General features: G+C 71.6%; 11 protein-coding genes. 5 read left to right on the top strand and 6 right to left on the bottom strand.

Annotated elements, in window-relative coordinates:
• Nucleotides 1–365 precede the first annotated feature (365 nt).
• The 3 genes from IEY99_RS30600 to IEY99_RS30590 all read right to left on the bottom strand — a co-directional run bounded on the left by IEY99_RS30600 (nucleotide 366) and on the right by IEY99_RS30590 (nucleotide 2,361).
• The gene (locus IEY99_RS30600; RefSeq protein WP_189207579.1) at nucleotides 366–881 is read right to left on the bottom strand and encodes a hypothetical protein; all 516 of its coding nucleotides are present in this window, start codon (nucleotides 879–881) and stop codon (nucleotides 366–368) included.
• Nucleotides 882–1,227: 346 nt separating this feature from the next.
• The gene (locus IEY99_RS30595; protein WP_189207578.1) at nucleotides 1,228–1,707 is read right to left on the bottom strand and encodes an SRPBCC family protein; all 480 of its coding nucleotides are present in this window, start codon (nucleotides 1,705–1,707) and stop codon (nucleotides 1,228–1,230) included.
• A 231-nt stretch (nucleotides 1,708–1,938) separates the two neighbouring features.
• Entirely contained in the window at nucleotides 1,939–2,361 is a 423-nt protein-coding gene (locus tag IEY99_RS30590; RefSeq protein WP_189207577.1) for a peptidase inhibitor family I36 protein, read from the bottom strand.
• A 187-nt stretch (nucleotides 2,362–2,548) separates the two neighbouring features.
• On the opposite strand from IEY99_RS30590, the gene IEY99_RS30585 reads away from it, so the two are divergent.
• Nucleotides 2,549–5,599 carry an AfsR/SARP family transcriptional regulator gene (locus IEY99_RS30585; protein WP_189207576.1) on the top strand — a complete coding sequence of 1,017 codons (3,051 nt, stop codon included), beginning with the start codon at nucleotides 2,549–2,551 and terminating at the stop codon, nucleotides 5,597–5,599.
• 15 nt (nucleotides 5,600–5,614) lie between these two features.
• On the opposite strand, the gene IEY99_RS30580 is transcribed toward IEY99_RS30585, so the two are convergent.
• Nucleotides 5,615–6,412, bottom strand: coding sequence for a helix-turn-helix transcriptional regulator (locus IEY99_RS30580; RefSeq protein WP_189207575.1), 798 nt, complete (start codon nucleotides 6,410–6,412; stop codon nucleotides 5,615–5,617).
• 115 nt (nucleotides 6,413–6,527) lie between these two features.
• Here IEY99_RS30580 and IEY99_RS30575 point away from each other — a divergent pair, with 115 nt between their 5' ends.
• Together IEY99_RS30575 and IEY99_RS30570 are read left to right on the top strand one after the other, a co-directional pair.
• Nucleotides 6,528–6,899: a DUF4345 family protein gene (locus IEY99_RS30575; RefSeq protein ID WP_189207574.1), complete on the top strand. Its 372-nt coding sequence runs from the start codon at nucleotides 6,528–6,530 to the stop codon at nucleotides 6,897–6,899.
• A 139-nt stretch (nucleotides 6,900–7,038) separates the two neighbouring features.
• A complete protein-coding gene (locus IEY99_RS30570; RefSeq protein WP_189207573.1) occupies nucleotides 7,039–8,148 on the top strand; it encodes a catalase family protein in 1,110 nt (369 codons plus the stop codon).
• Nucleotides 8,149–8,172: 24 nt separating this feature from the next.
• Here IEY99_RS30570 and IEY99_RS30565 read toward each other — a convergent pair whose 3' ends face one another.
• Complete coding sequence (locus IEY99_RS30565; protein WP_229799387.1) at nucleotides 8,173–8,562, bottom strand: nucleotidyl cyclase domain-containing protein; 390 nt, start codon at nucleotides 8,560–8,562, stop codon at nucleotides 8,173–8,175.
• A gap of 301 nt (nucleotides 8,563–8,863) precedes the next feature.
• Between IEY99_RS30565 and IEY99_RS30555 the strand changes: the two genes are divergently transcribed.
• Together IEY99_RS30555 and IEY99_RS30550 are read left to right on the top strand one after the other, a co-directional pair.
• On the top strand, nucleotides 8,864–9,328 hold the full coding sequence (locus IEY99_RS30555; RefSeq protein WP_189207570.1) for an alpha/beta hydrolase fold domain-containing protein: 465 nt from the start codon (nucleotides 8,864–8,866) through the stop codon (nucleotides 9,326–9,328).
• The gene (locus tag IEY99_RS30550) at nucleotides 9,325–10,080 is read left to right on the top strand and encodes an SDR family oxidoreductase (RefSeq protein ID WP_189207569.1); all 756 of its coding nucleotides are present in this window, start codon (nucleotides 9,325–9,327) and stop codon (nucleotides 10,078–10,080) included. The genes IEY99_RS30555 and IEY99_RS30550 overlap by 4 nt, the downstream gene beginning before the upstream one ends.
• 118 nt (nucleotides 10,081–10,198) lie before the next feature.
• Here IEY99_RS30550 and IEY99_RS30545 read toward each other — a convergent pair whose 3' ends face one another.
• Complete coding sequence (locus IEY99_RS30545) at nucleotides 10,199–12,259, bottom strand: GGDEF domain-containing protein (protein WP_189207568.1); 2,061 nt, start codon at nucleotides 12,257–12,259, stop codon at nucleotides 10,199–10,201.
• Nucleotides 12,260–12,373: the final 114 nt, after the last annotated feature.

The raw sequence follows: 12,373 nt of genomic DNA, 5'->3' as shown, positions 1-12,373 counted from the left end.
CAACGTCGACACCAGCCGGACTCGGGAGGTGCCGCAATGACCCAAGGAATCTTCGACGAGGCGGATGCCGCGACGCCTCCAGACGGCGGCTCGGCAGTGCCTGCCCGCGACTGAGCGAACGTGGCCACGGCAGCTGCACTCCCGTTGCCGCACCTCCGATACGCGGCCACGAGCGATCATCGACGCACGGCCGATGTGAGCGCCGATCATGGCTAGGTTGCCCTTGTTGCCTAAGACGTTTCGGCGCATGGGCGTGCTGCTGCGCCTGGTGCCGCAGCTTGACGAGGGTGTGCAGGGTGAGGTCGCGGCGCAGCAGGTCGACGCGCCGATGGTGGCCCGGCCGGGGCGGGGGTGTGGTGGTGGGATCAGCCGCGGAGGCGTCCTGGCGGTTGTTCGCCGGCCGGGCGGAGGCGGCGGGCGGCGAGGATGCAGGTGTCGTCGTCGGGGTTGGCGCGGTGGAGCGTGGCGAGGATGTGCTCCAGGGGTTGGTTGTCGCGTTCGGGGATCATGCAGGCGCTGGCGCCGCTCGGGCCGGTGGCGCCGGTGGGTGCGTTGATGTTGCAGCCGGAGAAGGTGCGGCGGGTGCCGCCGAATGCCAGCCCTGGGTCCCACGGGGAGAGGCCGATCTGGTGCTGCCAGTTGGGCAGGTTGGCGCTGCTGACGGTGTAGTCCCTCACGTCGAGGTTCAACTCTCCGGTGAGTACCGGGGCGTTGCTGACGATCCGGGTGGTCCTCACCAACAGCCCGGTGATCCGGAAGGACTCGGTGCGCGATCCGGAGACCGGGGAACCGTCGGTGCTGGCGGTGCACCAGTCCGGATAGGGCAGCACCGCCCGCGAGCTGGGCGCCGCGTGACGGCCGCTGGGCGCGACCGTTTGCACGTACAGCGTCTGCGTCTCGCCGGTGGGTACGCAGTGCTTGCCGCGGGTGGGAGCGCCGGGAGCGGAGGCCCCCAGGCGTGCGGAAGTCGGTCCGGCTTCACCATGGCCCCGGCCCAGGTCCGCGATGCTGACGGCGCCGGCGCGGCGCCCGGTTGATCGTCGGCGGCGGACGCCGATATCGGGCATCGCCGGACGTCCCGACCAGAGGGCCGGCCGGGGCCGCGCTGCTCGTGCCGGTCGAGCACGGCCGCTGGCTGGTGACCCTCGCCGGCACGCGGGGCGCACAGCCGCCCACGGATGAGACCGGGTTCGTCGCGTACGCTCGCCACACCGTTTCCTCCGGCGGTCAGGCACCTATCTCCTGCGGCTGGGACGCCATGCGTTCCCAGTTGCGGAACACGAAACGGTGGACCGACTTCAGGCCCACCCACAACGCCGGGTAGAGAACGGCCGCGGAACGGCCACCCACCGTGACGGTCGTGGTCCTGGTGATGCGTGTGCCGGCGTCCGTGGCCTCGAGCTCGAACACGTCCGCGAGGGTGTCGACGAAGCGGTGGAAGCCCAGGTCGGTCGACTCCATCTCGAACGCGAGGCGAGTCGGTGGCTCCCAGGTCGTGATGCGCTGCCACACCACGCCCTGCTCCGAGACGCACTGACGGGCGGCGCCGATCTCACCCGGGCCCTCCGGCAGACGGCAGCTCGAGGGCCGGGGTGTGCCCAGGTAGAACACGGGGCACCGCGGCTGCAGCTCCAGCCGCGAGTCACAAAGTAACGGCCAGAGCGCTGTCGGCGACTGCGGCATGGTCCAGCGGGTACGTACCAGCACGCCGCGAGGATACTCACGGCGCCGGCGGGACGGCCATCTGTGTGAAGGTATCGCCGTCGGCTCGGGGTGATTCGGTGTACGGGATCGCGCCGCGCTGGCGGCCCCTCCGGTTTGATCATGAACACGGCGAGTTCGATTCCGCGGAAGCGCTCCCGGCGGCCGGTGAGCGCGCGCGGCGACGCAGAATGCGGTGGGGCGGGCGCCGGTGCCGGCCCCGCCCCACCGCCCCCGTCACGGACAGGCGTCGTGTGCGGTGGCCTTGTCGTCACCCAGCAGCGTGTCGCCGAAGTTCCGCCACGATCCCGCCGGGATCACGGCGACGTTGCCGTTGTAGTCGCCGAACTGGTAGACGCGGACCTCGCACCCGGTCCGGTTCCACACCGACGACGCGGTGTTGTCGAGCTCGCCGCCGACGATGGGCCACGTCTTGCCCCGGTAGTACGTGTCGTCGGCGCCGGACCGGTAGTCCTTGACCGGCCCGGAGCGGTTCCGGTCACGGTAGAGGCAGAACTCGCCCGAGTCGCACACCCCGTTGCTCAGGGCGGCGGCGAGCGGCTGCGGCGCGCCCGCCGCCTGGTGCGGAGCGGCGACCGCGGCGCCGGCGACCGGCAGGGCCAGCAGGACGCCGACGGCGGCCGGCGCGACCATCCGCATCGATAGAGCCTGGGACCGAGAGCTGAGATTCACTGTGTCTCCTTGACGGCGGCCGGTGACACGGAACGCACCGGCTGTGACATGAAGCATCGATCCGCGGTGTTCAGTACGGGCATATTCGGCGTATATCGTCGGCCGGTAACGCAGTGCACCCGCTGGCCCACGGGCCGGGCAGTGAAGGCGAGGCATGCAGTTCAACCTGCTCGGACCGGTCGAGGTGGTCGGTGACGGCGGCGTGCGACAGCTGCCCGCCACGAAGGCCCGGGCCGTTCTGGCGGTGCTGGCCAGCCGCTCCGGGTCGGCCATCACCGTCGACCAGCTTGTCGACGCATTGTGGACGGTTCCGCCGCGCAGTGCACCGCAGAACGTCCGGCAGTACGTGCACCAGCTCCGCCGGGTGGTGGGCCCGCAGCGGATCCTGCACCGCTCCTCCGGCTACCTGCTGGTGGTTCATCCCGGCGAGCGCGACTGCGACCGCTTCGCCACCCTGGCCGAGCAGGGCCGGTCCGCGCTCGCCGCCGGCGACCCCGCCGCGGGTTCCGGCCTGCTGCGGCAGGCGCTGGCGTTGTGGCGAGGGCCCGCGTTCGCCGGCCTGGACGACGTGGAGCCGCTACGGCGCGAAAGCGTGCGGTGGCAGGAACGCCGGCGGGCGGCCGTACGGGCGCGGATCGACGCCGATCTCGCCCTGGGCCGTCACGGCGAAGTCGTGGCGGAGCTGTCCGAGCTGGTGGCCGAGGACCCGCTGCACGAAGGGTGGCGGGCGCAACTCATGATCGCCCTCTACCGCAGTGGCCGCCAGGGCGAGGCGCTGCAGGTCTATCGCGACACCCGCGAGATCCTGGCCGCCGAGCTGGGCCTCGAACCGGGCAAGGAGCTGCGCCGCCTGGAACAGGCCGTGCTCACCGCCGATCCGGCCCTCGACCCTCCGCGCCTCCCGGCCGTCGTCGCCGGCGCACCGGTGCCCGTGTCCGCCGCCGCGGGGGGTCCTCCGGCACAGCTGCCGTCGGACGTGGCCGGTTTCACCGGCCGCGGTGAGCTGCTGCACCAACTCGACGACCTGGCGGCGGCCGGACGTACCGGTTCCGGAGTCAGCGTGGTCGTGGTCGCCGGCACCGCGGGGGTGGGCAAGACGGCGCTTGCCGTGCACTGGGCCCACCTGCAGCGGGAACGCTTTCCCGACGGCCAGTTGTTCGTCAACCTGCGCGGCTACGCAGCGGGGCCGCCGGTGCGCCCGCTCGAGGTCCTCGCCCGGTTCCTGCGCGCGCTCGGGATGCCCGGTGCCCAGGTGCCGGACGACATCGACGAGGCGGCCGCCGCCTACCGCAGCCTGCTCAGCGGCAAGCGCTTCCTCGTGGTCCTCGACGACGCGCGGACCAGCGAGCAGGTCCGCCCGCTGCTGCCCGCCGAGCCCGGATGCATGGTGCTGGTCACCAGCCGGCACCGCCTCGGCGGGCTGGTCGCCCGCGACGGCGCCCGCCGGCTCGCCGTGCGGATGCTGGGGCCGGCGGAGACGCATGCGCTGCTGACGTACCTGCTGGGCGAGCGTCGCGTCCGGGCCGAAGCGGACGCCGCCGCCGAGCTGGCCCGGCTCTGCGGTCACTTGCCGTTGGCCGTACGGATCGCCGCCGCGAACCTCGCCGACTCCCCGGACCGCAGCATCGGATACCTGGTGGGGGAACTCCGCGACGGCGACCGGCTGGGCACGCTCGGCGTCATCGGCGACGACCAGACCGCCGTGCGGGCCGCATTCGACGTGTCCTACCTGGAGCTCGACGGGTCGGCGCGCCGGCTGTTCCGGCTGCTTTCCCTCGTGCCCGGCAGCGACGTGACGGCGCTGACGGCCGCCCGGCTCGCCGGCGTCCCCGACGGCGGCGCGGCGCGGCTGCTCGACGCGCTCGCCACCGCGCACCTGGTCGAACAGCGCGGGCCCGGCCGATACGGCCTGCACGACCTGCTGCGCGTGTACGCCGGCGAGTGCGTGCGGCGCGAGGAGACCGAGACCGAGCGCACGGCGGCCACCGAGCGGCTGTACGTGCATTACCTGCGCGGTGCCGACGCGGCCGCCCGCCGGCTGTACCCGCAGCGACTGCGCATACCGATGCCGGCCGCGGAGGACGTGGTGTCGTTCCCGGACGACACCACGGCGCTGGAGTGGCTCGACAACGAGCGGGTGAACCTGGTGGCCGCGGTCGAGCACGCCGCCGCGCACGGACCTCGACCGTATTCCTGGTTGCTCGCCGATGCGCTGCGCGGCTACTTCTGGCTGCGCATGTACCCGTCCGAGTGGCTGACCGTGGCGCACGCCGGCCTCGCCGCCGCCGAGGCCGAGGACAGCCTGCTCGGGCAGGCCGCCGCCCAGCTGAGCCTGGGTACCGCGCACTACCGGTGGGGGCGGCACCGGGCGGCGCTCGAGCCGTACACGCAGGCTCTGGAGCTGAGCCGCCGGGCCGGCTGGCACGACGGGCAGGCCGCCGCACTGGGCAATCTCGGCCTTCTGCACGAGGAAGCCGGCCGGCTGCGGGTGGCCGCCGACCGGTACGCCGAGGCGCTGGCGCTGGCTGAAGAGATGGGCGTGCCGGCCGGGCGCCGGGCGATCCTGCTGGGTAACCTCGGAGCCCTGCAGCACCAGATGGGCCACCTGGAACCGGCGGCCGAGTACCACCGTCAGGCGCTGGCGCTCTACCGCGCGGCGGACGCCCCCACCGGTGAAGCCGACGCGCTGACCGATCTCGGGCATGTCTGTCACGCACTGGGCCGCATCGACGAGAGCCTGCGGTACCTCGGCGAGGCGTTGCGGCTCAACCGGCAGACCGGTGACCGGGAGAGTGAACCGCGCACGCTGTGCCGCATCGCCGAGGTACACCACGACGCCGGGCGTCACCTTCTCGCCCGGGACCTCGCCGAGCAGGCCCTCACACTGGCCCGCAGCACCGCGAACCACCGCTACGAGGCGGACGCCCTGACCACCCTGGGCGCCGCCCACCTCGGTCTCGGTGGCCTGCAGGCCGCCCGGGACCTGCACGAGGACGCTCTCCGCCGGGCCCGGGAGACGCAGGCCCGCGGGCTGGAGTTGACCGCCGCCATCGGACTGGCGACCACACTGCGGCGGCTCGGCGATCTCCGGCAGGCCCGGCTGCTGGGTGAACAAGCCGAGACCAGCGCCCGGGAAGACGGGTACGCGCTGCTGCAGCGCAGCGCCCGCCGGGTCCTCGCCGGAATCGAAGAATCGCTCCCCTGACCGCGGGCTCGCCTGTCATCCGGCGAGGTGGATCCGGGTGCCGCGAAGGTCGCTGGGGCGCAGCCCGAACATGGAGTGGAACGAGGCGGAGAAGTGCGACGGGCTGGCGAAGCCGGCGTCCATGGCGGCGGTGGTCAGATCGGCCCGGTCGCGGATCAGCGCGGCGGCCCGCACCATCCGCAGCCAGAGCCGGTAGCGGCGGAAGCTCGTCCCGGTGTGGTCGCGAAACAGGTGCAGGAACCGTGACGGCGAGAGCCCTACGCGCGCGGCGAGGTCCGCGGCCGACAGCTTGTCCTCGGGATCGAGGCCGTGCAGGGCTGCGACGGCGTCCCGGATCCGAGGGTCGTACGGAGCCGCGTCGCCCTGCTTCGTCCGTGTGCCGTGAACCGTTCGTGGGCATGCGGCCAGGTCGAGCCAGGCGCGGGCCCCCGCCGGATCGGTGAGGGTTTCCGCGGCGCCGGCGAGCGCATCCTCGTGGCGGTGCCGGTAGGCGATCGCCTCGTCCGTCGCGGTCATCGTCCCCAGGCAGGCGCGGTGCCGCACCGAACCGGAGTCGAGGTAACAGAACGCCATCCGGTCCGCGCGGGCCACCACCTGGTGCGTGATCCGCGGTGGGATCAGCGCGCTGCGGACCGCCGGCCCGTACGAGCCGTTCACCCGGACGGTGAAGGTGCCGTCCACCGCGACCGCCAGGCAGGGCACCGACCCGGAGTGCGGGTCGAGTCCGAGCGATGCGCCGACGTACACCGCCTGGCCGGGCCACAGCCACAGCCGCGGCGCATGACACGTTTCTGAAAGCGCCGGAGGCCGCATGCACCCATTCTCCTCCTAGCGGCATGGACCTCGATGAAGGGATGCAGGGTGTGAGCTGGGTGTTGCGGATCGCACACGTACGGTCGGACATTGCCGTCCGGTCAGGAAGCCGGTCGTGAGCGGCGCGGTCATCCTCACGGCAGCCGCGTTGTTCCTCGCCATGGGCGGATACGGGCTGATCGCGCCGGCCGCATTGGTCCGGCCGTTCGGCATCGCGTTGCCGAGCGCGGAGGCGCGGGCCGAGGTCCGCGCGGTGTACGGCGGATTCGGCGTCGCGGTCGCCGGCGTCCTGACCATCGCGGGCCTGGACCTCGGCGGTATCCGTGCCGGTGCGGTCAGCGCGGTGGCGGTCGGCCTGCTGGGGATGGCAGGCGGCCGGTTGGTGGCGCGGCTCGCAGAAGCGCCGCGCACCTTTTACCCGATCTGGTGCTACTTCTGGGTCGAGACTGTCGCGTCAGGACTGCTGCTGCTCGCCGTCTGGAGCTGACCGCCCGGGGACGTGGCGTGGGACTCATTGCGTACAGAAAGATCGTGCACAACTTAATTTGGCACTACCTTTCTGGTGGGCGGTGATCCGCTTCGTTCGAAGGGCCGGTGCACGCCGGCATGAGGACAGGAGACGCAGCATGAGGTTCGTCAGGTACGACGAGTACGCCCCGCACGTTCCGGCCGACTTCGCCGAGGAACTGGCCCAGCTGGTCGGCATGGTGGCGCAGCGCACCCGGGACTCGGTCGAGAGGCAGAAGGCCGGCCGGGCGGTGCGCACCGCCCACGGCAAGACGTACGGCCTGGCCCGCGCGGTCGTCACGATCCCCGAGGTGGCACCCGAGTACGCCCAGGGCATCTACGCCACGCCGGGCACCTTCGACGCCGTCGTGCGCTACTCCAACGGACTGGGGCACTTGCGCGCGGACCCGTTCCTCGGCCCCGCGTGCGGCATGGGCATCAAGATGTTCGGGGTGCCCGGACGCTCGCTGCTGGCCGACGAGCCCGACGACGCCACCTTCGACTACAACCTGATCAACAACACCACGTTCTTCTGCAACACCGTGAAGGACTACCTGGTCATCGAACCACTGTTCGCGCAACTGCCCGACGCGCTGGTGTCCCCGGAGACCCGCCGGGTGTGGCTGCACGACTTCCTGACCCGCGCCGGGGCTCTCTCACCGGACGCCTGGCTCTGGGACGAACTGCTGTCGATGCTGTCGTTCACCTCGATCCCTCGCAGGAACCTCATGCTCTACACGTACTGGAGCATGGGTGCGTTCCGGCACGGCGACTACATCGCCAAGATCCGGGCGATCCCCACCCCGGCCTCCGCGGCCGGCGTGAGCCACCCGACCGTGGACGTGGCCGCCGATCCCGAGGCCTACCGCACCACGCTCGTCGCGGAGCTGGGCGAGCGGGCACACAGCTTCGAGCTGCAAGCCCAGCTCTGTACCGATGTCGACCTGATGCCCGTGGAGAACACCTCGCGCGAGTGGCCCGAACGGCTCTCGCCGTTCGTGACCGTGGCCCGCATCGACATTCCGCGCCAGGACATCTCCTCGGACGACAACCTCGCCATTGCGGACACCACCTCCATCACCCCCTGGCGGGTGCGCGAGGAGCACCGCCCCCTCGGCGAGATCAACCGGGTGCGCGAGGAGGTCTACCGGCAGTCGTCCATCATCCGGCACGCGCTCAACAACCAGCCGCGACGCGAGCCGACCGGCGGTCATCAGCTGCTGGGCTGAGCGGCGGAACGGGGTCCCGCGCCCTCACCTGGCTGCATAGCGGATCGAGGTGAGGGCGCCGGGCACGCACGAGCCGGACGGCGATGGCGGGGTCGCCGGGACCGGGCCCTCGACGATGCGCCCTGACGCCTCGGCCGCACCGGCCGCGTCGGTACGGGGCAGGACGATGACGAACTCGTCGCCGCCGAGCCGGGTGACGAGCGCCTCGTCCGGGAGCGCCCCGCGGCACGTCCGGACCCAGGCCGCCGCGACAAGCAGGTCCGCATCGGACGCCGGGAGGGTTCGGCCGACGTGCTCAGCCTGCTCGGCCACGCCCATGGTGTGCTGCCATCGCTCGGGTGTCTCGGCCAGGAGGACTTCGGCAAGGTGACGCGCCCCGTGGATAAGTCCGGCGGATGCATCGACAGCTTTCATATCGTCACGCTAGCCATGAAGCCACTTTTCCTGGGTGAACGCTAGGTAACGTCTTGTCTCGGTCGAGGCTGGATGCGGCCACCCTGGATGCCGTCGCTGCACGGGCTTGCTCCCGGATGGAGGGTGAGTATGGTGGCTGGACAGGAGGGTCACGAACGCTGACGTGTGGCACGGCGGGTAGCCGCCAGCCCGGAGTCGCCTGGTTGACAGGGGAGATCAGTGCGTGACGGTGGCGGGCGCTGGCAGCGCGCCGCGCGCTCATGGCCCAGGTCGTGTCCGGCTTCGGGTAGGGAGCACTGTCATGACGACTGGCAGCCCGATCGTCCTCGAGCCAGTAGCGCAGCAAGTTGTCGATGCGTTCTCGAAACCGCCGTTCCTGTACGACAGGACACCGGCCGACGCCCGGAGGGTCCTCGAAGACAGCGCGACGGGCACATTGCCGATCATCGTGTACATGCACGGTGGAGGCTGGATCCTCGGCAACGCCGGAACCCACGACCCACCTATGTGCGTGGATGAGGCCGACGTGCTGCGCGACGAGGGGGAGGCCTACGCCGCCAAGCTCGGCTCGGCAGGGGTCGCCGTGACCGCCGTGCGATACCACCGCACCATCCACGACTTCATGCTGATCAATGCGCTGCGCCCGACCTGCGCCACGCGTGCCGCCATCGACCAGGCCGCCGCCTTCTCCGGGCCGGGCTCAGCACCATCTGATCCGGAACTACTCATCCGGGATGGATACCCGGTGAACGGAGGGTTGCCATGAAGATCGTCGTCGTCGGAGGCACCGGCCTGATCGGTGCGAAGCTCGTCACCAGGCTGGGGGAGCAGGGTCATGAGGTCGTGGCCGCCGCGCCGAACACCGGAGTGAACACGCTTACCGGCGACGGACTCGCCGACGCGCTGGCCGTCGCCTCCGTGGTCATCGACGTGTCCAACGCTCCGTCGTTCGAAGACACGGCGGTGCTGAGGTTCTTCGAGACCTCCACCCACAATCTGCTCGCCGCGGAAGCCGCGGCCGGTGTCGCGCACCACGTCGCGCTGTCGGTGGTGGGGACCGAGCGGTTGCCCGAGAGCGGCTACTTCCGGGCGAAGGTCGCGCAGGAGCAGCTGATCGAGAAGTCCTCGATCCCGTACACGATCGTGCACGCGACCCAGTTCTTCGAGTTCGTGGGAGCCATCGCCGACGCCGCCACCGTCGACGGCACGGTACGGATGCCCCCGGTGTCGTTCCAGCCCATCGCGGGCGACGACGTCGCCCGGGAGGTCGCCCGGATCGCGGTCGGGTCGCCGTTGCACGGACACGTCGAGGTCGCCGGCCCCCAGCGGTTCCGGATGGACGCATTCTTCACCGAAGTCCTGGCCGCTCGCCACGACCCGCGCAAGGTCGTCACCGACCCCCACGCCCGCTACTTCGGCGCCGAGCTGACCGAGGAGTCTCTGGTGCCGGTCAAGGACGCAATCCTCACCCAGACCCGCTACCGCGACTGGCCCGGCCGGACGGTGGCAGGCAGATAGCCCAGTAGTACGAGAACCCGCGCGACGGCAAGGGATGTTCGAGGTCGTCCGCGTGGTTCCCGTGCGGCCGAGCGGTCATCGGCACTTTGCGATCGGCGGGCGTTGCGCGGGTGCGGTGTCAGCCGACCGCGTGCCGCCCGGTTGCGACACCCGGGGAAGGCGTGGCATCTACCGGTACTAGGCGGCCGCCTGCGTGGCGGCTTTTCTCCTCGTACAGGCGAGTGTCCGCGGCGGCGTAGAGGGTGTCGAAGTCGTCGCCGTCGGGGCCGAGTATGGCGGTGCCGATGCTGACGGCGGTGCGGGCGGCCAGTGCGGTGCGCAGGTCGGCGGCGGCTGTGCCGGCGTCGGCACCGACGAGCATGACGAACTCGTCGCCGCCCAGGCGTGCGACGATGTCGCCGGGTTGCGCTGCGGCGTGCAGGGTGGCGGCCACCCAGCACAACAGCTCGTCACCGGCGGCATGCCCGTGCGCGTCGTTGAGCTGTTTGAAGCCGTCGAGGTCGAGGACGAGCAGGGACACCGTCCGGCCGGTGCGGCGCGCATGCGCCGTCTCGCCGGTGAAGCGTTCGGCGAAGCCGCGACGGTTCAGGCAGCCGGTGAGCGCGTCGGTACGCGACAGCCGGGTGAGCTGTGCACGTTGCCGGGCGGCGGTGCGGCCCTGGACGGCGCAGGCGGCGGCGACGGCGAACATGCCGGTCAGGTGGGTCATGACGTACCAGCCGCTGGGCGCGCCGCGCAGGGTGGCGACGGCGAGGTAGGCCAGCGAGGCGCCGGCGACCAGGGGCACGGCCACGTGGGCCCGCAGGGCCAGCATGGCCAGCGGCATCGAGGTGAGCATGCCGATGCCGAACGCCGAGCTCACGTCACCGTCCAGCCACGCGCCGGCCGCGGCGTTGCAGAAGGTGATCACGGAATAGGCCAGCATCAGCTGCCGTGCCGCCGGTGAGCGACTGAGCCGGCCGGCAGCGGCCACCACGGCCAGGCCCAGCAGGGCGGTCACGGCGCACAGCGCCGCCATCGCCGTCCGGTGCGGGTCCCCGGCGGTGAACAACAGCACGTAGCCCATGCTGATCGCGCTCTGCGCCAGCGTCATCCAGCCGCCGTCGGCGATGGAGTGCCGGCGGCGTTCGGCGTGCGAGACCATGACCGGTGTCTGGGCCGCCAGGGTCCGCCGCACGGCGGCCACCGCCTCGGCCGAGGGCACCCGCCGTTCGCGGGCGGTTTTGTCGGCGTACAGCCTGCGATCGGCCACCAGCATGAGCTCGTCGGCGTCGACGGCGTCGTCCGGGAAGCTGGCGTGGCCGATACTGCCACCGGCGCAGTCGCCGAGCGCGACGCGTAGCCGCTGCACGACCGTCGCGGCGCCGTCCGCGTCGGTGCCCGGCAGGAGCACGGCGAACTCGTCGCCGCCGAGCCGCCCGACCGCATCGTCGGTGCGCAGCTCCGCGCCGAGCGTCCGGCCGACCCAGGCCAGCAGATCGTCCCCGGCGCGATGACCGTACGAGTCGTTGACCTCCTTGAACCGGTCGAGGTCGACGACCGCGACGGTGACCGGCTCACCGGTGCGGGCCGCTGCCGCCAGTTCGTGCCCCAAGCGCTCCTCGAAGCCGCGGCGGTTCAGGCAGCCCGTCAACGGATCGACCCGCGTGATCTCCGCGAGCCGGCGGCGCAGTGACGCCAGTGTTCCGGAGTAGCGCAGCGCCAGATAGCCGACGAACCCGAAGCTGAGGGTGTGCACGACGGCGTAGCCCGGCGGCGCCGGGTCGGCGACGACCGCCACGGTCCAGTAACCCAAGGCGCCGAGCACCGCGAACCCGGTGAAGGTCCGGGGCGGCACCACGATCGCGAGAAAGGTGACCGACAGCGGCAGCATCGGACCGAGCGGGCTGGCGACCCCACCGTCGAGCCAGGCCAGCACGGCCGAACCCGCAAGATTGAGGACCGCACCGGAAAGCTGAACCGGCAGTCGGGCCCGTAAGCGAGACACCGCCGAGGCGCCGAACCAGCCAAGAACCGCCATCAACAGCATCAGAGCCGCAACCGTCAGCATCACCGGCCGGTGCGGCTGGCCCAGCGTCCCGAGCAGGTACACCATGGCGAGACCCGGGCCGACCCCGCCCTGCACCGCGCCGACCCGAACCGCCCGCACTCGCGCGGCCTGCCGCTCGTTCGGCGTCACACCTCGCCTGCCGCACTCACGCCAGCCATCCCGGTGTCCCCTTCCCACGGGCGTCGAGGCGCGATGCTCGCATCTCGTTCACCCGGCAAGACTTGCCCATCAAGTACACCTTTG

Source organism: Couchioplanes azureus (assembly GCF_014648355.1).
Taxonomy (GTDB): Bacteria; Actinomycetota; Actinomycetes; order Mycobacteriales; family Micromonosporaceae; genus Actinoplanes; species Actinoplanes azureus.
The sequence above is the reverse complement of the archived record's forward strand: the minus strand, read 5'-3'. Positions and strand labels throughout refer to the sequence as shown.